Below are 20,422 nucleotides of genomic sequence, written 5' to 3'. Positions count from 1 at the left end.
CATGAGCCTGGCGCCTGACCTGCCCGTCGTACCGTCACCCGGCAAGGTGCACATCTTATGGAAGTTGTATGTGACCTCATTGTCTTGTCCAGCTTCACCCACCTGTCACCCTGATTCGTTTATGGTGCTTAACTCGTCACCCAGCGAACAGCGCTGACGGTCTCCCCGCAAGGGGATAACACGCGACGCTTCCATCAATAACAAGCCCAAGCGGAGTACCACAGATGGCGTTTTTCACCGCAGCCAGCAAGGCCGACTTCCAGCATCAACTGCAAGCGGCACTGGCGCAGCACATCAGTGAACAGGCACTGCCACAAGTGGCGCTGTTCGCTGAACAATTCTTCGGCATCATTTCCCTGGACGAACTGACCCAGCGTCGCCTTTCCGACCTGGCCGGTTGCACCCTCTCTGCGTGGCGCCTGCTTGAGCGCTTTGACCATACCCAACCGCAAGTGCGGGTCTACAACCCCGATTACGAACGTCATGGCTGGCAGTCGACCCACACCGCGGTCGAAGTGCTGCACCATGACCTGCCCTTCCTGGTGGACTCGGTCCGCACCGAGCTGAACCGCCGTGGCTACAGCATCCACACCCTGCAGACCACCGTGCTCAGCGTACGCCGTGGCGCCAAGGGCGAGTTGCTGGAAATCCTGCCAAAAGGCACCCAGGGCGAAGGCATCCTGCAAGAATCGCTGATGTACCTGGAAATCGATCGTTGCGCCAACGCCGCCGAACTGAACGTGCTGAGCAAAGAGCTTGAGCAGGTGCTGGGCGAAGTGCGCGTGGCCGTGGCCGATTTCGAACCGATGAAAGCCAAGGTCCAGGACCTGCTGGCCGGTATCGATGCGAGCCAGTTCGCTATCGACGGTGAAGAAAAAGCCGAGATCAAGAACTTCCTGGAATGGCTGGTGGGCAACCACTTCACCTTCCTCGGCTATGAAGAGTTCGTGGTACGTGACGAGGCGGACGGCGGTCATATCGAATATGACGCCGGTTCCTTCCTCGGTCTGACCAAGCTGCTGCGCGCCGGCCTCACCGCCGACGATCTGCGCATCGAAGATTACGCCGTGGCCTACCTGCGTGAGCCAGCCGCGCTGTCCTTCGCCAAGGCCGCGCACCCGAGCCGCGTGCACCGCCCGGCCTACCCGGACTACGTGTCGATCCGTGAGATCGACGCCGACGGCAAGGTCATCAAGGAACACCGCTTCATGGGCTTGTACACCTCCTCGGTGTATGGCGAAAGCGTACGGGCCATTCCATACATCCGCCGCAAGGTCGCGGAAATCGAACGTCGCTCGGGCTTCCAGCCCAAGGCGCACCTGGGCAAGGAGCTGGCCCAGGTCGTTGAAGTGCTGCCCCGTGACGACCTGTTCCAGACCCCGGTCGACGAGTTGTTCAGCACTGTGATGTCGATCGTGCAGATCCAGGAGCGCAACAAGATCCGCGTGTTCCTGCGCAAGGACCCGTACGGTCGTTTCTGCTACTGCCTGGCCTACGTGCCACGCGACATCTATTCCACCGAAGTGCGCCAGAAGATCCAGCAAGTATTGATGGATCGCCTGAAGGCCTCGGACTGCGAGTTCTGGACCTTCTTCTCCGAATCCGTGCTGGCCCGTGTGCAGCTGATTCTGCGGGTTGATCCGAAGAACCGCCTGGATATCGACCCGCTGCAACTGGAAAAGGAAGTGGTGCAGGCCTGCCGCAGCTGGCAGGACGACTACTCCAGCCTGGTGGTGGAAAGCTTTGGAGAAGCCCACGGCACCAATGTGCTGGCGGACTTCCCGAAAGGCTTCCCGGCCGGTTACCGCGAGCGCTTTGCCGCGCACTCGGCGGTGGTCGACATGCAGCACTTGCTCAGCCTCACCGAAGCCAATCCGCTGGTGATGAGCTTCTATCAGCCGCTGGGCCAGGTCTCCGGCCAACGCGAGCTGCATTGCAAGCTGTACCACGCCGACACCCCGCTGGCGCTGTCCGACGTGCTGCCGATCCTGGAAAACCTCGGCCTGCGTGTGCTGGGCGAATTCCCGTACCGTCTGCGTCATGCCAATGGCCGTGAGTTCTGGATCCATGACTTCGCGTTCATCGCCGCCGAAGGCGTGAACCTGGATATCCAGCAACTCAACGACACCCTGCAGGACGCGTTCGTGCACATCGTGCATGGCGACGCCGAGAACGATGCGTTCAACCGCCTGGTGCTCACCGCTGGCCTGCCATGGCGCGACGTCGCGCTGCTGCGCGCCTACGCCCGTTACCTCAAGCAGATCCGCCTGGGCTTCGACCTCGGTTACATCGCCAGCACCCTGAACAACCACACCGACATCGCCCGCGAGTTGACCCGGTTGTTCAAGACCCGCTTCTACTTGGCGCGCAAGCTCACCGCCGACGACCTGGAAGACAAGCAGCAACGCCTGGAGCAAGCGATCCTCACCGCCCTGGACGATGTCCAGGTGCTCAACGAAGACCGCATCCTGCGTCGCTACCTGGACCTGATCAAGGCGACCCTGCGTACCAACTTCTACCAGACCGACGCCAACGGGCAGAACAAGTCGTACTTCAGCTTCAAGTTCAATCCGCACGCGATCCCTGAATTGCCCAAGCCGGTGCCGAAGTTTGAAATCTTCGTGTACTCGCCACGGGTTGAAGGCGTGCACCTGCGCTTCGGCAACGTCGCCCGCGGCGGCCTGCGCTGGTCCGACCGTGAAGAAGACTTCCGCACCGAAGTGCTTGGCCTGGTCAAAGCCCAGCAAGTGAAGAACTCGGTGATCGTGCCGGTGGGGGCGAAGGGCGGCTTCCTGCCGCGTCGCCTGCCTCTGGGCGGCAGCCGTGACGAGATCGCGGCCGAGGGCATCGCCTGCTACCGCATCTTCATTTCCGGCCTGCTGGACATTACCGATAACCTCAAGGACGGCGCCCTGGTGCCGCCGGCCAACGTCGTGCGCCATGACGACGATGACCCGTACCTGGTGGTGGCGGCGGACAAGGGCACTGCGACCTTCTCCGACATCGCCAACGGCATCGCCATCGACTACGGTTTCTGGCTGGGTGACGCGTTCGCCTCCGGTGGTTCCGCCGGTTACGACCACAAGAAAATGGGCATCACCGCCAAGGGCGCATGGGTCGGCGTGCAGCGTCACTTCCGTGAGCGCGGCATCAATGTGCAGGAAGACAGCATCACCGTGGTGGGCGTCGGCGACATGGCCGGTGACGTGTTCGGCAACGGCCTGTTGATGTCCGACAAGCTGCAACTGGTCGCGGCCTTCAACCACCTGCATATCTTCATCGACCCGAACCCGAACCCGGCCACCAGCTTCGTCGAGCGCCAGCGCATGTTCGAGCTGCCGCGTTCGGCCTGGACCGACTATGACACCAGCATCATGTCCGAAGGCGGCGGTATCTTCTCGCGCAGCGCGAAGAGCATTGCCATCTCGCCACAGATGAAGGAACGCTTCGACATCTCGGCCGACAAGCTGACGCCGACCGAACTGCTGAATGCCTTGCTCAAGGCGCCGGTAGACCTGTTGTGGAACGGCGGTATTGGCACTTACGTCAAGGCCAGCAGCGAAAGCCACGCCGATGTGGGCGACAAGGCCAACGACGCCCTGCGCGTCAACGGCAACGAGCTGCGCTGCAAGGTGGTGGGCGAGGGCGGTAACCTCGGCATGACCCAGCTGGGTCGTGTGGAATTCGGCCTCAATGGCGGCGGTTCCAACACCGACTTCATCGACAACGCCGGTGGCGTGGACTGCTCCGACCACGAAGTGAACATCAAGATCCTGCTCAACGAAGTGGTGCAGGCCGGTGACATGACCGACAAGCAACGCAACCAGTTGCTGGCGAGCATGACCGACGAAGTCGGCAACCTGGTGTTGGGCAACAACTACAAGCAGACCCAGGCCCTGTCCCTGGCGGCGCGCCGTGCCTACGAGCGTGCTGCCGAGTACAAGCGCCTGATGAGCGACCTGGAGGGTCGTGGCAAGCTGGACCGCGCCATCGAGTACCTGCCGACCGAGGAGCAGCTCACCGAGCGCGCCGCGAACGGCAAGGGCCTGACCCGTCCGGAGCTGTCGGTGCTGATCTCGTACAGCAAGATCGACCTCAAGGAAGCGCTGCTCAAGTCGCTGGTACCGGATGACGAGTACCTGACCCGCGACATGGAGACCGCGTTCCCGCCGAGCCTGGTCGCCAAGTTCGGTGAGGCCATGCGTCGCCACCGCCTCAAGCGCGAGATCGTCAGCACCCAGATCGCCAACGACCTGGTCAACCACATGGGCATCACCTTCGTGCAGCGACTCAAAGAGTCGACCGGCATGAGCCCGGCGAACGTGGCCGGCGCGTATGTGATCGTGCGTGACATCTTCCACCTCCCGCACTGGTTCCGCCAAATAGAAGCCCTGGACCACCAGGTCTCCGCCGAGGTGCAACTGGAGCTGATGGATGAGCTGATGCGCCTGGGTCGTCGTGCTACGCGCTGGTTCCTGCGCAGCCGTCGCAACGAGCAGGACGCTGGCCGTGACACCGCGCACTTCGGTCCGCACCTGGCGGCGCTGGGCCTCAAGCTCGACGAACTGCTGGAAGGCCCGACCCGCGAAGGCTGGCAGAAGCGCTACCAGGCCTACACCGAAGCCGGCGTGCCGGAGTTGTTGGCACGCATGGTTGCAGGCACGACCCACCTGTACACCTTGCTGCCGATCATCGAAGCCGCTGACGTGACCGGGCATGACGCCGCCGAAGTGGCCAAGGCCTACTTCGCCGTTGGCAGCGCTTTGGACTTGCCATGGTACCTGCAGCAGATCAGCGATCTGCCGGTGGGCAACAACTGGCAGGCTGCGGCCCGCGAAGCGTTCCGCGACGATGTGGACTGGCAGCAACGCGCGATCACCATCTCCGTCCTGCAAATGGCCGACGCGCCACAAGACATGGAAGCCCGCGTGGCCCTGTGGCTTGAGCAGCACAAGGACATGGCCGAGCGTTGGGTGGCGATGATGGTGGAAATTCGTGCGGCGGTCGGCACGGACTACGCTATGTACGCGGTGGCCAACCGGGAGTTGCTGGACCTGGCGTTGAGTGGTCAGTCTGTGCTTTAAACGTCTGATCCGTCGTTGAAAACAAAAATCCCCGCATGGAATGATGCGGGGATTTTTTATGGGGCCTTCAATGTCGCCAGATGTTCTGGGATCAATGCGGTGCGCCCACGATGATGAAGGGGACGAAGGATTTGAATACGTGTTCTATACGTTCATGCAGGCTGACGCGGATTGCTTCGCTGGCCGAATACTGTTGCGGCGTCATTTGATGCCAAATAGCATCCATGTCATGTTGCAGGTTTTCAGCCGCGAGGGGGTTGGTCAGTTTCGGCAGAACCATGCCCAGCACTGCATAGGCCTTGGCGAAATCCCTTTCAAGTCCGTACGTCCGCGGTGCCACGGTGTGTCGCTGCACGACAAGGGACAGCCCTTGGTTAATTTGCGGCATGCCTGCCAGTGCATACCCATATTCCACCAACGCATCGAGTTGACCCAATAAAGCGAGCTGGACCAGTCGTTGTTGTTTTTCCAGAATGTCTGCGGTGGACGTTTGGGAGAAAACACGCTCAGCCAGCGCCGGCACGCTACCGCCGTCGGCCGCTTTCTGCCGAAGCTCTTCGATCAGTGCGTGACGTTCCACGGCGTTGGGGATCAGTTGCGGAGTATCGTGATAGGCCTCGGCGAGCTCGAATTGCGCTGAAGAATCGTTGAGGGCAACGGCTTTTTTCAACCAATTCACATCCTTGTCGAGTTTAAACAGGAAGCTCATGGCCTGAGTATCTCCGGCCTCCGCCTTGGGGGTGAGTATTTCAGCGGCTTTGCGCAGGGATTGGGTATCGCCCAAACGCATCAGTGCCGGGACGTAGTCTTGAGCCGCCGCCAGCCTCAGCCATTGGCGAGTTTCTTGCGAGGCAATGCGAAAACCACCGTCCCGGCGGGTAACGCAGGTTGCCATTGCGTACTGGGCTTGAGCCTTGCCTTGGGCGGCGGCAATCGTCAGGCATAGCTCGGCTTTGTCATAGCTCTCAAGCGCGAGCAGTTCAAAGCCGATCTTTGTCGCGATCTCATTCAGTTGTCCCAGTGATCCATTGATTGTTTCACCCAGTAGGCTTTTCTGCGCATTCAGCTGTGTGAGCAGCGCGAACAGCGCAGGCATGGTTTGAGTATCTACATACATGATGATGACCTGTGATTAGGCACTTTAGTTGTGCAGACACAGGGTATGGAGCAGGTCGGTATCCGGGCGGTACATACCTAGGGGGTGAGGGGCGTCGTCATTGATTCAGTTGTCTTTCCAGGTGATTCAGGTGCAGGGTCATCAGGTTGACGGCGCGGGTGACGTCCTGCTGTTCAATGGCGTCGGCAATTGCCCCATGCTCCTGCCATGCGCAGTAGGTACAGGCTTGCGCTTCATAGCGAGCGATTGCGAGTGACGTGAGCGGCACCAGGCTGTTGAGGAACTGTGCAAGCGGCTCGTTACCGGCGATCTTTGCCAGCTGCAGGTGAAACTCCCCGGATAACCGAATCGCCGGCCCACGCTGGTCGCGCTCGATGCATTCGCGCTCCCTGGTGATCAAGTCGCGCAACTGGCGTATTTTCGCGGGAGTGGCTTGGGCGCAGGCCAGTTGCACCACGGTGATTTCCGTCAGTCGCCGCGCTTCCAGAATTTCCCGGGTCTGTTGTGCGTCCGGTGCTGCCACCTGGGCGCGCTGGTTGGGGCGCAGGATGATCACTTGCTGATGGGACAGCTTGGCCAGGACCCGGCGGATCACACTGCGACTCACACCAAAGGTCTCGCCCAGGCCTTCTTCGGTAAAACGGCTGGCTGGGGCAATACGCTGTTCGAGGATGGCGTCGAACAAGCGCGGATAGATGTCATCCACTGAAGACTTTTTACCGGCGACCAGGCGCAGGGTCGGGAGGATAGGGTCGTAGTGCAAGGCGTGGGCGGTCATGGCCTGTCTCCAAAAAATCAGCTGCCCAGATGGTCGTCCGGGATGTTCAAGCGAATACCCATGCGCAGGCCTTCCCGAAGGATGTGCCGCCGCATCTCGGCACTGGCCAGGGCGCTGTTCTTGTTGCGGATGGCGCGTACTACGGCTTCGTTTTCCTGCAGGCGTTCGGCCAGGTGTTCGGGCGAGTTGCGCAGTACCTGGGCGCTTTGCTTGAGGGCATTGCTGGTCTGTTGCACCACGTTCTGGAAGATCGGGTTGGAGGTAAGGGCGAACAGCTCTTCGTGAAAGCCGATGTAGGCGTTCATGCCGGCTTCGGCGTCGCCCGCGTCGAGGGCTTCGCGCATGTCCATCAAGGTCAGGCGCAGTTGGCCGACTTCCTTGCTGCTGATGGACTGCGCTACCAGGCCGACAATGAAGGGTTCGAGGGTGTAGCGCAGTTGCAGGATGTCTTCCAGGCTGGCGTCCGCTACCGCGTCGCTGGATTGCGGTTCGCTGACGCTGGTTTCCAGCACCACTACGCCTTTGCCAGGCATGGAGCGCACAAGGCCGAGGGTCTCCAGCACGATCACCGCTTCACGCAGGCTGGGGCGGCTGATGCCCATCTGTTCGGCCAGTTCGCGTTGGCCGGGGAGCATTTCACCCCGGCGCCACTGACCACGCGCCAAGGCGGCGCGGAGTTTTTCTACGACTGAATTGACGACGGTTGAGGTGCTGATCACGTCGTGCGTCTCCCTGATCTTGCAAATGGATGTGTGGGAGAGGGCAAGCCCCCTCCGACATTTCAGAACTCTTGATGCGCCGGTAATACCGGCTTCTTGGCCTGGAAGGCATAGCCTTGCTGACCGTCCAGCACCTTGTTGGCGCGCTGGATATCGATGTCTTTTTCCCAGCGAGCAATGGCCACGGTCGCCACGCAGTTGCCGATCAGGTTAGTCAATGCACGGCCGATGCCCATGAACCAATCCACCGCCAGCACCAGCACCAGGCCCACCACCGGAATCGCCGGGATCGCGGTGAGGGTCGCCGCCAGGATCACCAGCGCCGACCCCGGAATGCCGTGGGCGCCCTTGGAGGTGATCAACGACACCAGCAGGATCGTCAGCAGGTCGGTCATCGACAGGGGGGTGCCGGTGGCGTTGGCGATAAACACAATGGCCAGGGTCAGGTAGATCGAGAACCCATCGAGGTTGAACGAATACCCCGTTGGAATCACCAGGCCCACGGTGGAACTGCCAATGCCCAGGTGCTCCAGCTTGCGCATGATCTGTGGCAATACGGCGTCAGAGGAAGCGGTGCCCATCACGATCAGCAGTTCTTCACGCAGGTACTTGAGCAGCGGCAACATGCGCAGGCCCGACAGGCGCATCACCATGCCGAGGATCAGTGCGACAAAGGCAAGACACGTCAGGTAGAACAGGCCCACCAGGCTGCCCAGGTGTTGCAGGGAGTCCAGGCCATAGGTGCTGGTGGTGAAGGCGATCGCGCCGAACACACCGATCGGCGCCAGGCGCACGATCATGCCCATGATGCGGAAAATGATGTGGCTCAGTTCGTTGATCAGTCGCGAGATGCCCGACGCCGCTTCGCCCACCAGGTTCAGCGCGCTGCCGAACAGCACCGAGAACAGCAGCACTTGCAGCACGTTGTTGTCGGCAAAGGCACCGATGACCGAGTTGGGAATCAGGTCCATCAGGAACTGACTGGTGCCGCGGATGTGCTGGCCCTTGTCGGCCAGTTCATTCAAACCAGCGGAGGACAATTGTTCCAGATGGATATTGGCGCCTTGGCCGATGCCGGTGCTGAAGGCCATGACCAGGCCGATCACCAGCGCGACGGTGGTGAGGATCTCGAAGTAGATCACTGACTTGAGGCCGATGCGTCCGACTTTCTTCAAGTCGCCGGCGCCGGAAATGCCGCTGACCACCACGCAGAACACGATCAGGCCGATCAGCATTTTGATCAGCTTGATAAAGCCGTCACCCAGGGGTTTGAGTTGCGAGGAGAATTCGGGAAGGGCCAGGCCGCAGGCGATGCCGAGCATCAGGCCAATCACGACTTGCAGGAAAATCGAACGCGAGCACCATCTGAGCATGGGAGGGATCTCTATTCGGTGCCCTGGTGGTTCCAGGGCTTAATTGTTGTGGTCTTACCGGTAAGTCCAGTGCGGGGCCAGTCTACGCCCAGTATTTTTGAAATCACAAGCAATTATTTGGCGGTTGATAGGTCCCGGTCTGACCAGTTGGTCGGTAACGGCGATGCTTGAGCGGTTGGCAGGGCGGAATTTTTTTCGCTTATCATCCGCTGCTCGGCACATGAGGTGATGGATGGACACACCAGGACTGACCACTGACGAAACCGGGCAGACCCACTGCACCTGGCGCACGGCGGCGCCGGAATACCCGCGTTACCACGACGACGAATGGGGCGTGCCGGTGGCGGATGACATTCAGCTGTACGAGAAGATCTGCCTGGAGGGCTTTCAGGCGGGCATGGCGTGGATCACCATTTTGCGCAAGCGCGAACAGTTTCGAGTGGCGTTCGAGGGCTTTGATTTCAGAAGAGTGGCGCAGTACGGCGAGGCGGATATCGCGCGGTTGATGCAGGACCCGGGCATTGTGCGCAATCGGGCCAAGATCGTGTCCACGATCAACAATGCGCGCCGGGCGTGTGAGCTGGTGGATGAGACCGGTTCGCTGGCGCGCTGGTTGTGGGCGTTCGAACCCGATGAGGATGAACGGCCGGCGGTGGTGGACATGGCTTACTGGACGGGCAATCCCACGTCGCCGGCCTCGGTGCGATTGTCCAAGGCCTTGAAGAAGCGCGGTTGGACGTTCGTGGGGCCGACCACGATGTATGCGTTGATGCAGGCGATGGGCATGGTCAATGATCACCTGGAAGGCTGTGCTTGTCGCGAGCGGATCGAAGGCCTGCGCCGCCAGTTCAAACGCCCCTGAGTCACTGACCGATACAAATCAAAATGTGGGAGGGGGCTTGCCCCCGATGGCGGCGTATCAGTAGCAGATTCATTGGCTGACACTCTGCTATCGGGGGCAAGCCCCCTCCCACCTTCCTGATTTGTGGCGTGGTGGGTTACTTGGGCAGAGGGGTAAGCACCTCGGCCTTGTCATCCAGCACCATCACCACCAGCAACCTGGCCGGCTTGGTCTGGCTGGCATTGCTCGATTCAAAGTGGCGGGAACCCGCTGGCTCGTAGAACGACTCGCCGACCTTGTAGGTTTTCGTGGGCTCGTCATTCACCCGTGAAGTGATCGCGCCTTCCAGCACATAGGCCACGGCGGTGCCGGTGTGGCTGTGGGGCACGGTGGCCTGCCCGGGGGCGTAATCGACGGTGAGCATGAGGGTTTTCTTGCCCGGGACATTGGCCAGCGCATGCTCCTGCAGGACCTTGATCGACTCCTGGTTGTACACCGGTTCGTGAGCAAAGGCGCTGAGCGAGGCGAGCATCAGGGAGGCGGCGAGCAGTCGTTTCATGATGAGGTTTCCGAGTAGTTCGAGACCTCTTCACCCTACGCCGCAGGGCCTGAGTGACCAATGACCAATCCGGCGGAAAATCCGCTAGCCAATCTGCTGGAGAATATCGCGGACCGTATCCAGCGCCGGGTCGATGTCCAGGGCCTCGATGGCACCGAAGCCGATGATCAGGCCTGGACGTACCGGCGCATCGTGGAAGAACACATCCAGGGGATACAAGCCCACTTCTGCCTGGCGCGCGAGCTCCATCAGCAGCGGCATGTCCACCGGCACCTTGCACAGCGCCGCCATGTGGAACCCGGCCACGGTCGGCACCGCTTCGAACCACGGCGACAGATCCCCCGCCAGGCGCTGCAGGATCCGCTCGCGGCGCCCGGCGTAGATCGTGTGGCAGCGGCGGATGTGCTTGAGCAGGTAGCCCTCGCTGATGAACTTGGCCAACGCCCACTGGGGCAGGGTGGAGCTGTGCTGGTCGGTCAATTGCTTGGCCTTGAGCACCGCGCCGTAGATCGCCGGCGGCAGCACTGCGTAGCCCAGGCGCAACTCGGGCAGCAGGGTTTTCGAGAAGGTGCCCACATAGGTCACCACACCACGGGTGTCCAGGCTTTGCAGCGAGTCGGTGGGCCGCCCCTCATAGCGGAATTCGCTGTCGTAATCGTCCTCGATAATGATCGCGCCCAGCTCGAACGCCCGCGCCAGCAAGGCTTCACGACGCGCCAGGCTCATGGGCATGCCCAGGGGGAACTGGTGGGAGGGCGTCACATAGATCAGCCGTGTGCCGTCGGGAATCAGGTCGACCCGGATGCCCTGTTCATCCACCGGCACGCTGGCGACCTGGGCGCCCACCGCCATGAACATCTGGCGGGCGGGGCTGTAGCCGGGGTCTTCCATCGCCACAACGCTGCCCGGTTCCAGTACCACGCGGGCAATCAGGTCCAGCGCCTGTTGCGCGCCGTTGGTGACCACGATGTCGGTGTCGCGGCAGTTGACGCCACGGGAGAACGCGATGTGCCCGGCGATTGCGCTGCGCAGCGCCGGCAAACCTTCGGGTTGGCTGTAGAAGCCACTGTTCTGGGCAATGCGCCGCAGCGCGTCCTGGGTGCAGCGGCGCCATTCATCCAGGGGGAACTGGTGGCGGCTGGTCGCACCGCCGATAAATTCGTAGCGCAAGGTGCTGTCGCGGGTGGGATGACGCATGGGCGAGGGCAGTGCCTGCCATTTCGCCAGGTTGGCGGCGCAGGCCAGGTCGGTGGCGGTTTGCACGCGATTCGTCTGTGGCGCCCACGCATTGACGAAGGTGCCACGGCCAATCTTGCCCACCAGCAGGCCTTCATAGGTCAACGTGGCGTAGGTGTCGGACACGGTCTTGCGCGATACGCCCAATTGCTCGGCCAGCAGGCGGCTGGGTGGCAATTGCGCGCCCGCCGCGAGTCGGCCGGTGGCGATGGCTTCACGCAACTGCTGATAAAGCTGGGCAGCCAGGTCCTTGCGCCCGTTGATGACGATGTGGAGTTCCATGTTTCATCCTGGGACAGTTCGATCTGCGCCAAGGTTACGCGCAAATCGATCTGTAGAAACCCAGGTGTACTCAGGACAGGAAACCGCCGTCCACATTCAGCGATACGCCGGTGGTGTAGCTTGACGCGTCACTGGCCAGGAACAGCACCGCACCGGCCATCTCGCTCGGGTCGGCCACACGCTTGAGCGGGATCTGCGCCAGGGCCATTTTCAGGATGGAATCGTTCTTCACCAGCGCCGAGGCGAACTTGGTGTCGGTCAGGCCCGGCAGCAAGGCGTTGCAGCGAATGCCGAACGCCGCGCATTCCTTGGCGAACACCTTGGTCATGTTGATCACGGCTGCCTTGGTCACCGAGTAGATGCCCTGGAACACACCCGGCGAGATCCCGTTGATCGAGGCGACGTTGATGATGCTGCCGCCGCCGTTCTCGCGCATCAGCTTGCCTGCTTCCACGGACATGAAGAAGTAGCCGCGGATGTTCACGTCCACGGTCTTCTGGAACGCACCGAGGTCGGTGTCCAGCACGTTGCAGAATTGCGGGTTGGTCGCGGCATTGTTGACCAGGATATCCAGGCGGCCGAACTGCTCGCGGATACCGGCGAACACCTGGGTGATCTGCTCCATTTCACCGATATGACAGGCGATGGCCGTGGCCTTGCCGCCGTCGGCGATGATCGCATCGGCGACGTGCTGGCAGCCTTCCAGCTTGCGGCTGGAGACGATCACGTGGGCGCCTTGCTGGGCCAGCAACTTGGCGATGGCCTCGCCGATGCCACGGCTGGCGCCGGAAACGAATGCGATCTTGCCATCGAGGTCGAACAGGTGGGTCTTGGACATAGCGGTTCCTTAAAGGGACGATTTGCTGATGACGTTCAGGCTCATCTGCTCGAGCAGCTTGTTCATGTGAATGAACTGCGCAAAGCGTTTGTCCTGGGTCTGGCCATGGAAGAAACGGTAGTAGATCTGCTGCACGATGCCGGCCAGGCGGAACAGGCCGTAGGTGTAGTAGAAGTCGAAATTGTCGATCTGGATGCCGGAGCGTTCGGCGTAATAGTCGACGAACTCACGGCGAGTGAGCATGCCGGGGGCGTTGCTCGGCTGGCGGCGCATCAACTGCACCGGCGCCGGGTCCGCCGCTTCGATCCAGTAGGCGAGGGTGTTGCCCAGGTCCATCAGCGGGTCGCCGAGGGTGGTGAGTTCCCAGTCCAGCACGCCGATGATCTGCATCGGGTTGTGCGGGTCGAGGATCACGTTATCGAAGCGGTAGTCGTTGTGCACGATGCTGGACGTGGGGTGATCGGCCGGCATCTTGTCGTCGAGCCAGGCGCGTACGGCTTCCCAGCTTGGTGCGTCGGGGGTCAGGGCCTTTTCGTAGCGGTCGCTCCAGCCGCGGATCTGGCGCGCCACGTAGCCGTCGGGCTTGCCCAGGTCGGCCAGGCCGCAGGCGTGGTAGTCCACCTGGTGCAGTTCCACGAACTTGTCGATGAAGCTTTTGCACAACGCCTCGGTCCTGGTCGCATCCAGGCCCAGTTCGGGCGGCAGGTCGGAGCGCAGGATGATGCCGTTGACGCGCTCCATCACATAGAACTCGGCACCGATCACCGACTCGTCAGTGCAATGCACATAGGCCTTGGGGCAATAGGGGAAACCGTCCTTGAGCTGGTTGAGAATGCGGTATTCGCGGCCCATGTCATGGGCGGACTTGGCCTTGTGGCCAAAGGGTGGGCGACGCAGCACGAATTCCTGGCCGGGGTATTCCAACAGGTAGGTCAGGTTCGACGCGCCACCGGGAAACTGGCTGATCCTGGGCGTGCCGTCCAGGCCCGGGATATGGGCCTTGAGGTAGGGATCGATCAGGCTGGCATCAAGCTCTTCGCCTGGGCGAATCTGGGTCGATTGGTCGTTCAGCGCCATGCTTATCCCTTCTGCTTATTCTAAAGGCCTCGGACTATTTCCTAATCTAATGCGCACAACCGCCCAGCGACAAGGTCGGGGCGGCTTAATAGGTTAGCGTGTTGGAGGATGATCAGCGTGCCTGATCGGTCATTTCGTAGGCGGGGGCAGGGCAACCGGAGTGAGCACCGGGCGGCCGGCAAAGTACTCCACCAGGTTGTCGGCCACGCGCTGCACGGTGTCATGGGCCGCTTCCGGCGACAGCCCGGCCACGTGGGAGGTGAGCACGGTATTGCCGAGTTTCTTGAGCGCGTCGGGCACCTTGGGCTCATCGTCGAACACATCCAGCGCGGCGCCACCGATGCGACGCTGCTCCAGGGCGGCGACCAGGTCGGCGGTGACCACCACGCTGCCACGACCGATATTGACCAGGTAGCCATTCGGCCCCAGGGCATCCAGGGCGTGGCGGTCGATCAGGTGGCGGGTGCTGGCACCGCCCGGCGTGGCCAGGATCAGGAAGTCCGAGGTCCGCGCCAGTTCAACGGCGGTGGCGCAGTAGGTGTAGTCCACATCGTCACGGGGCTGGCGGTTGTGATAGCTCACTTGCATGCCGAACCCCAGGGCGGCGCGCTTGGCGATCTCCATACCTACGGCGCCCAACCCGAGAATGCCCAATTGCTTGCCGCCCAGGGACGGGCGCATCACTTTGGGCCATTCGTTGCGACGCACCGCAGCGTCGGTCTGCGGGATGCCGCGCACCAGCGCCAGCAGCAACGCCATGGCGTGATCGGCCACCGACGGCGCATTCACCCCGGCGCCGTTGGTGACCACGATCCCGCGATTGCTGGCGGCCTGCAGGTCGACGTGTTCGTAGCCGGCGCCGATCACGCAGATGATTTCCAGCAGGGGCAGGGCGGCGATTTCCTCGGCGTACAAGCCCAGCGGACCACGGGTCAGCACCGCCTTGATCTGGCTGCCGTGGGCCTTGATGGCTTCGGCGCGTTCGGCGGGTGTCGGCGCGAGGATCACATGAAAGTCATTGCCCTCGATGATGGGCAGGTATTCGTTGATGGTTTCAACCAGGACCAGAACAGTGGCGGTCATCGGAAGGCTCTTCCTGAAGGGTTTGAGGGGAGGAGTATGCGGTATTTGTGCGGTCAGAAGCGGGTCTCGACTGCGCTTGCCCACCGCCGGAAGCGGTCGTGGTGGTACGGGTGAGGGACGAACCGGAAAAAGTTCATGGCCTGGTCATGCCGGGACGTGGGAAGGGCTGTCAACGGGCAGGAGGGCATTTCTTGCAGCCTTCAGGAACTCGTCCGACAGGCTATTGCCCCGTGTCGCACGTGCCAGGGTCACTGCGCCCACCATCATTGCGTACTGGGCCAGCATGGCTTGACGGTCACCGTCCTCGAGTTGGGCGAAGATCTCCAGGGACTTTTCAACGCCTTCTATAAACGTGCGCTGCAAAGCGGTATCGGCCGGTTCATGGCACATGTCCGGGGCGAAAGCCGAGACCGGGCAGCCGTCGCCGGGGTTGTCGCGGTGGGTGGCGGTCAGGTAGGGCCCCAGCACCGCCTGGCGCGCGGCCTGTTGATCGTCGCTGTGCTCGATTTTGGCCTGCCAGCCCAGGTTGGCGTGCTCGAATGCCTGTTGGCAGGCTTCGGTGGCCAGGGCTTCCTTGGAGGCGAAGTGCCCGTAGAATCCGCCGTGGGTCAGGCCGGCAGCAGCCATCACGTCTGACAGGCTGATACCGTGCAGTCCGCGCTCACGAAACAGGTGCGTGGCGGCCTCGACGATGATTTCGCGGTTGAGATCGGCTTGTTTGCGGGAGACGCGAGGCATGGCGGGGCTCTCTGGATAAGCGGCGGGCGTTGTGTGAAAACTACAGTAACAGCCGTGATTCTAAAATAGATTGGTACGGGAATGTATATTCTGCCTTCAGCCACAGGCCCCGAAAACCGCCGTCTACAGCCGCCCCTGCGGGCTTGCACCGCACCACCGTTCCTCAGCTAAGTCTTTGCTTCTTCAGAAGAATCCCGGACAATCCGGCCCCTTCTATGGTCGGGGCGCTGCCTGTCAGGTTTTTCTGACTCGTCCCGGCCGTGTAAATGCGGAGATCCGACCGGATGAATGATCAGGCCAATAGCGTCGACGAACGCTATGCAACGACACCTGCAACCCTCACAAGCTGGAGCCGCCAGGACACCACCTGGATGCTTGGCCTGTTCGGTACCGCCATTGGCGCCGGTACGCTGTTCTTGCCGATCAACGCGGGCCTGGGCGGCTTCTGGCCCCTGGTGATCCTGGCGCTGCTGGCGTTCCCGATGACCTTCTTCGCCCACCGTGGCCTGACCCGCTTCGTGCTGTCCGGCCGTGAAGGTTCCGACATCACCGACGTGGTGGAAGAACACTTCGGCATCAAGGCCGGCGCGCTGATCACCTTGCTGTACTTCTTCGCCATCTTCCCGATCCTGCTGATTTACAGCGTGGCGTTGACCAACACGGTCGGCAGCTTTATGGAACACCAATTGCACATTGCGCCACCGCCCCGGGCGATCCTGTCGTTCGTGCTGATCCTCGGCCTGCTGGCCGTGGTGCGTTGCGGCGAGCAAGTGATCGTCAAGGCCATGAGCCTGATGGTGTATCCGTTCATCGTCGCGTTGCTGTTCCTGGCGGTGTACCTGATTCCGCACTGGAACGGCGGCATCCTCAGCACCGCCAGCGTCATCCCCGCACCGTCCGCACTGCTCAACACGTTGTGGCTGGCGATCCCGGTGATGGTGTTCTCGTTCAACCATTCGCCGATCATCTCGGCCTTTGCGGTGGACCAGAAGCGCCAGTACGGCGCCCACGCCGATGAGCGCAGCTCGCAGATCCTGTCCCGCGCGCACCTGTTGATGGTGGTGATGGTGCTGTTCTTCGTATTCAGCTGCGTGCTGACCCTGTCGCCGGCGCAACTGGCCGAAGCGAAGGCGCAGAACCTGTCGATCCTGTCGTACCTGGCCAACCACTTCAATAACCCGACCATCGAGTTCGCAGCGCCGTTGATTGCGTTCGTGGCGATTGCCAAGTCGTTCCTGGGCCATTACATCGGCGCCAGTGAAGGTCTCAAGGGCCTGGTGCTGAAGACGGGTCGTCGTCCGCAGGCCAAGCGTCTGGACCGCATGACGGCGGCGTTCATGCTGGTGGTGTGCTGGATCGTGGCGACGTTGAACCCGAGCATCCTCGGCATGATCGAGGCGCTGGGCGGTCCGATCATTGCTTCGATTCTGTTCCTGATGCCGATGTATGCCATTCGCAAGGTGCCGGTCATGGCCAAGTACCGGGGGCAGGCGTCCAATGTGTTCGTCACGGCGGTTGGCCTGGTGGCGATTACTGCGGTGGTCTATTCGTTCTTCGCTTAAACCTGACGCGGTAAAAATGTGGGAGGGGGCTTGCCCCCGATCGCGGTGTCTCAGTGCCGGATTTATTGGCTGACCCACTGCTATCGGGGGCAAGCCCCCTCCCACATTTGTACTGCATTCCAGGCATAAAAAACGCCGCGTACCTCACGATACGCGGCGTTTTTTCACATCAACACCTTAGGCTTGAATCACCGGGATGTTGGCGCTTGCTGCGATCTTGCGGAACTCGGCGATCTGGTCGAAGTTCAGGTAGCGGTAGACGTCACTGGCCATGGTGTCCAGTTTCGCTGCGTAGCCCATGTACTCTTCGACGGTCGGCAGGCGACCCAGGGTAGAAGCTACCGCTGCCAGCTCGGCCGAAGCCAGGTAGACGTTGGCGCCGTCACCCAGACGGTTCGGGAAGTTACGGGTCGACGTCGACACCACGGTCGAATTCGGCTCAACACGTGCCTGGTTACCCATGCACAGCGAGCAGCCCGGCATTTCCATGCGCGCGCCAGCCTTGCCGTAGATGCCGTAGTAGCCTTCTTCGGTCAGTTGGTGAGCGTCCATCTTGGTCGGCGGCGACAGCCACAGACGGGTTGGCAGCTGACCCTTGACCTGCTCCAGCAGCTTGCCGGCCGCACGGAAGTGACCGATGTTGGTCATGCACGAACCGATGAACACTTCGTCGATCTTCTCGCCGGCAACGCTCGACAGCAGGCGGGCATCGTCCGGGTCGTTCGGTGCGCAGAGGATCGGCTCGTTGATGTCGGCCAGGTCGATCTCGATGATTTCGGCGTATTCCGCGTCGGCATCGGCTTCCATCAGCTCAGGGTTCTTGACCCAGGCTTCCATCGCTTGGGCGCGACGTTCCAGGGTGCGTGCATCGCCATAGCCTTCACCGATCATCCAGCGCAGCAGGGTGATGTTGGAGTTCAGGTATTCGGTGATCGACTCTTTCGACAGCTTGATGGTGCAACCGGCAGCCGAACGTTCAGCCGAGGCGTCGGACAGCTCGAAAGCCTGTTCCAGCGTCAGGTCGTTCAGGCCTTCGATTTCCAGGATGCGGCCGGAGAAGGCGTTCTTCTTGCCTTTCTTCTCTACAGTCAGCAGACCCGACTGGATCGCGTAGTAAGGAATGGCATGAACCAGGTCACGTAGGGTGATGCCAGGCTTCATCTTGCCTTTGAAGCGCACCAGGATCGATTCCGGCATGTCCAGTGGCATCACGCCAGTGGCTGCGGCGAACGCAACCAGACCGGAACCGGCCGGGAACGAAATGCCCATCGGGAAACGGGTGTGGGAGTCACCACCGGTACCCACGGTGTCCGGCAGCAGCATGCGGTTCAGCCAGCTGTGGATGATGCCGTCGCCTGGACGCAGCGATACACCGCCACGGGTCATGATGAAGTCAGGCAGGGTGTGGTGGGTGGTCACGTCGATCGGCTTTGGATAGGCCGCGGTGTGGCAGAACGACTGCATTACCAGGTCGGTCGAGAAGCCCAGGCACGCCAGGTCTTTCAGTTCGTCACGGGTCATCGGACCGGTGGTGTCCTGGGAACCCACGGTGGTCATCTTCGGTTCGCAGTAGGTGCCAGGACGAACGCCTTTGCCTTCTGGCAGGCCGCACGCCTTGCCGACCATTTTCTGCGCCAGGGTGAAGCCTTTGCCGGTGTCGACAGGCGCTTCAGGCAGCTTGAACAGGTCGGTTGGGCCCAGGCCCAGCTCGGCACGGGCCTTGTCGGTCAGGCCGCGACCGATGATCAGCGGGATACGGCCACCGGCGCGGACTTCGTCCAACAGCACCGGAGTCTTCATTTCGAAGGTGGTGATGACTTCGTCGGTGCCGTGTTTGCAGACCTTGCCAGCATGCGGGTACAGGTCGATCACGTCGCCCATGTTGATGTTGGAAACGTCGAATTCGATGGGCAGTGCGCCGGCATCTTCCATGGTGTTGTAGAAGATCGGGGCGATCTTGCTGCCGAAGCAGAAGCCGCCAGCGCGCTTGTTCGGCACGTACGGAACGTCGTCGCCGAAGAACCACAGTACGGAGTTGGTCGCGGATTTACGCGAGGAACCGGTACCGACCACGTCACCGACGTAGGCGATCGGGAAGCCCTGGCCGCGCATTTCTTCGATCTGCTTCATCGGGCCGGTCTTGCCTTGCTCGTCCGGCACAATGCCTTCACGGGCCATTTTCAGCATGGCCAGGGCGTGCAGTGGGATGTCGGGACGGGACCAGGCATCCGGCGCAGGGGACAGGTCGTCGGTATTGGTTTCGCCGGTCACCTTGAATACGCGCAGGCTGATCTTGTCGGCCAGGGTAGGGCGGTTGCGGAACCACTCGCCGTCAGCCCAGGACTGGATCACGGCTTTGGCGTGTTCGTTGCCGTTCTTGGCTTTTTCGGCCACGTCGTGGAACGCATCGAACATCAGCAGGGTGTGCTTGAGTTGGGCGGCGGCGACGGGAGCCAGTGTGGCGTCGTCCAGCAGCTCGACCAGGGTCACGATGTTGTAGCCGCCTTGCATGGTGCCAAGCAGTTCAACGGCGCGTTTCTTGTCGATCAGGGGGGAAGTGGCTTCGCCCTTGGCCAGGGCAGACAGGAAACCGGCCTTGACGTATGCAGCTTCGTCAACGCCTGGTGGAATGCGGTTGGTGATCAGGTCAACGAGGAATTCTTCTTCGCCAGCCGGAGGATTTTTCAGCAGCTCGACCAGGCCTGCGGTTTGTTCGGCGTTAAGCGGCTGGGGAACAATACCCAGGGCTGCGCGCTCTTCGATATGTTTGCGGTAGGCTTCAAGCACAGTTATTACCCTCATCAGTGGTCCCACGGGACGCTCATCCAGAAATGAACGGCACGCATGCGCTCGGGGGCTTTTTGGGCCGCAAAGCCAGCGCTGCCGGCATTCCTCACAGAAGCTGCTTTCAAAGTTTTACGCCTGCAGAACGGAGCTGATGAGGGTTGGCGAGGGCTTTGACCTACCGAGTCAGGGCCCGCGCCAACACCGTTCTGAAGGAACGACTGTGCTCGTGACGCTTTGAAAACAGCTTCCAGCGGATTATTGGCGCCTTACAAGGCCGGATGATTCTACGGCAAAAAATTTCTAAAGGTAAGTTGCCTGACCAAGTTTGCTGGGTGATCACGCTTAGAC

The 20,422-nt window shown here is 61.4% G+C and carries 14 protein-coding genes; 3 read left to right on the top strand and 11 right to left on the bottom strand.

Annotation, left to right across the window (positions count from 1 at the left end; genetic code table 11):
- Positions 1–224: 224 nt before the first annotated feature.
- Positions 225–5,084 carry an NAD-glutamate dehydrogenase gene (locus AC3WP7_RS24285; RefSeq protein ID WP_102592597.1) on the top strand — a complete coding sequence of 1,620 codons (4,860 nt, stop codon included), beginning with the start codon at positions 225–227 and terminating at the stop codon, positions 5,082–5,084.
- Between the two features lie 91 nt (positions 5,085–5,175).
- Here AC3WP7_RS24285 and AC3WP7_RS24280 read toward each other — a convergent pair whose 3' ends face one another.
- The 4 genes from AC3WP7_RS24280 to AC3WP7_RS24265 all read right to left on the bottom strand — a co-directional run bounded on the left by AC3WP7_RS24280 (position 5,176) and on the right by AC3WP7_RS24265 (position 9,086).
- Positions 5,176–6,201, bottom strand: coding sequence for an SEL1-like repeat protein (locus AC3WP7_RS24280; protein WP_102642511.1), 1,026 nt, complete (start codon positions 6,199–6,201; stop codon positions 5,176–5,178).
- A gap of 97 nt (positions 6,202–6,298) precedes the next feature.
- Positions 6,299–6,979: a GntR family transcriptional regulator gene (locus AC3WP7_RS24275; protein ID WP_102592596.1), complete on the bottom strand. Its 681-nt coding sequence runs from the start codon at positions 6,977–6,979 to the stop codon at positions 6,299–6,301.
- A gap of 17 nt (positions 6,980–6,996) precedes the next feature.
- Positions 6,997–7,698, bottom strand: coding sequence for a FadR/GntR family transcriptional regulator (locus AC3WP7_RS24270; RefSeq protein ID WP_092244184.1), 702 nt, complete (start codon positions 7,696–7,698; stop codon positions 6,997–6,999).
- Positions 7,699–7,760: 62 nt separating this feature from the next.
- Positions 7,761–9,086 carry a C4-dicarboxylate transporter DctA gene (locus AC3WP7_RS24265; RefSeq protein ID WP_172963357.1) on the bottom strand — a complete coding sequence of 442 codons (1,326 nt, stop codon included), beginning with the start codon at positions 9,084–9,086 and terminating at the stop codon, positions 7,761–7,763.
- A 217-nt stretch (positions 9,087–9,303) separates the two neighbouring features.
- Here AC3WP7_RS24265 and AC3WP7_RS24260 point away from each other — a divergent pair, with 217 nt between their 5' ends.
- Positions 9,304–9,933: a DNA-3-methyladenine glycosylase I gene (locus AC3WP7_RS24260; RefSeq protein ID WP_093529976.1), complete on the top strand. Its 630-nt coding sequence runs from the start codon at positions 9,304–9,306 to the stop codon at positions 9,931–9,933.
- A 136-nt stretch (positions 9,934–10,069) separates the two neighbouring features.
- Here the strand turns inward: AC3WP7_RS24260 and AC3WP7_RS24255 are convergent, their stop codons facing one another.
- The 6 genes from AC3WP7_RS24255 to AC3WP7_RS24230 all read right to left on the bottom strand — a co-directional run bounded on the left by AC3WP7_RS24255 (position 10,070) and on the right by AC3WP7_RS24230 (position 15,725).
- A complete protein-coding gene (locus AC3WP7_RS24255) occupies positions 10,070–10,471 on the bottom strand; it encodes a cupin domain-containing protein (RefSeq protein ID WP_093529974.1) in 402 nt (133 codons plus the stop codon).
- Between the two features lie 84 nt (positions 10,472–10,555).
- Positions 10,556–11,989 carry a MocR-like pyridoxine biosynthesis transcription factor PdxR gene (gene pdxR / locus AC3WP7_RS24250; RefSeq protein WP_093513375.1) on the bottom strand — a complete coding sequence of 478 codons (1,434 nt, stop codon included), beginning with the start codon at positions 11,987–11,989 and terminating at the stop codon, positions 10,556–10,558.
- A gap of 70 nt (positions 11,990–12,059) precedes the next feature.
- Complete coding sequence (locus AC3WP7_RS24245) at positions 12,060–12,827, bottom strand: SDR family oxidoreductase (protein WP_071487940.1); 768 nt, start codon at positions 12,825–12,827, stop codon at positions 12,060–12,062.
- 9 nt (positions 12,828–12,836) lie between these two features.
- Positions 12,837–13,904: a phosphotransferase family protein gene (locus tag AC3WP7_RS24240; protein WP_092244157.1), complete on the bottom strand. Its 1,068-nt coding sequence runs from the start codon at positions 13,902–13,904 to the stop codon at positions 12,837–12,839.
- A gap of 129 nt (positions 13,905–14,033) precedes the next feature.
- A complete protein-coding gene (locus AC3WP7_RS24235) occupies positions 14,034–14,987 on the bottom strand; it encodes a 2-hydroxyacid dehydrogenase (RefSeq protein WP_092244153.1) in 954 nt (317 codons plus the stop codon).
- Between the two features lie 144 nt (positions 14,988–15,131).
- On the bottom strand, positions 15,132–15,725 hold the full coding sequence (locus tag AC3WP7_RS24230) for a TetR/AcrR family transcriptional regulator (protein WP_092244150.1): 594 nt from the start codon (positions 15,723–15,725) through the stop codon (positions 15,132–15,134).
- Positions 15,726–16,009: 284 nt separating this feature from the next.
- Here AC3WP7_RS24230 and AC3WP7_RS24225 point away from each other — a divergent pair, with 284 nt between their 5' ends.
- Positions 16,010–17,287, top strand: a complete 1,278-nt coding sequence (locus tag AC3WP7_RS24225; RefSeq protein WP_092244147.1) for a serine/threonine transporter — start codon at positions 16,010–16,012, stop codon at positions 17,285–17,287.
- A gap of 177 nt (positions 17,288–17,464) precedes the next feature.
- Here AC3WP7_RS24225 and acnB read toward each other — a convergent pair whose 3' ends face one another.
- Positions 17,465–20,074, bottom strand: coding sequence for a bifunctional aconitate hydratase 2/2-methylisocitrate dehydratase (acnB, locus tag AC3WP7_RS24220; protein WP_092244144.1), 2,610 nt, complete (start codon positions 20,072–20,074; stop codon positions 17,465–17,467).
- Positions 20,075–20,422: the final 348 nt, after the last annotated feature.

This window comes from Pseudomonas sp. FW305-3-2-15-C-LB1, assembly GCF_058787615.1.
Note: the sequence above shows the minus strand (reverse complement) of the source record. Positions and strands in the feature narration are given on the sequence as shown.

Excerpts from the sequence above, each read along its gene's own strand:
- pdxR (WP_093513375.1), bottom strand. The coding sequence starts at position 11,989 with ATGGAACTCCACATCGTCATCAACGGGCGCAAGGACCTGGCTGCCCAG.
- AC3WP7_RS24245 (WP_071487940.1), bottom strand. The coding sequence starts at position 12,827 with ATGTCCAAGACCCACCTGTTCGACCTCGATGGCAAGATCGCATTCGTT.
- AC3WP7_RS24285 (WP_102592597.1), top strand. The coding sequence starts at position 225 with ATGGCGTTTTTCACCGCAGCCAGCAAGGCCGACTTCCAGCATCAACTG.
- AC3WP7_RS24235 (WP_092244153.1), bottom strand. The coding sequence starts at position 14,987 with ATGACCGCCACTGTTCTGGTCCTGGTTGAAACCATCAACGAATACCTG.
- AC3WP7_RS24260 (WP_093529976.1), top strand. The coding sequence starts at position 9,304 with ATGGACACACCAGGACTGACCACTGACGAAACCGGGCAGACCCACTGC.
- AC3WP7_RS24225 (WP_092244147.1), top strand. The coding sequence starts at position 16,010 with ATGAATGATCAGGCCAATAGCGTCGACGAACGCTATGCAACGACACCT.
- AC3WP7_RS24280 (WP_102642511.1), bottom strand. The coding sequence starts at position 6,201 with ATGTATGTAGATACTCAAACCATGCCTGCGCTGTTCGCGCTGCTCACA.
- AC3WP7_RS24255 (WP_093529974.1), bottom strand. The coding sequence starts at position 10,471 with ATGAAACGACTGCTCGCCGCCTCCCTGATGCTCGCCTCGCTCAGCGCC.
- AC3WP7_RS24230 (WP_092244150.1), bottom strand. The coding sequence starts at position 15,725 with ATGCCTCGCGTCTCCCGCAAACAAGCCGATCTCAACCGCGAAATCATC.
- AC3WP7_RS24275 (WP_102592596.1), bottom strand. The coding sequence starts at position 6,979 with ATGACCGCCCACGCCTTGCACTACGACCCTATCCTCCCGACCCTGCGC.
- AC3WP7_RS24240 (WP_092244157.1), bottom strand. The coding sequence starts at position 13,904 with ATGGCGCTGAACGACCAATCGACCCAGATTCGCCCAGGCGAAGAGCTT.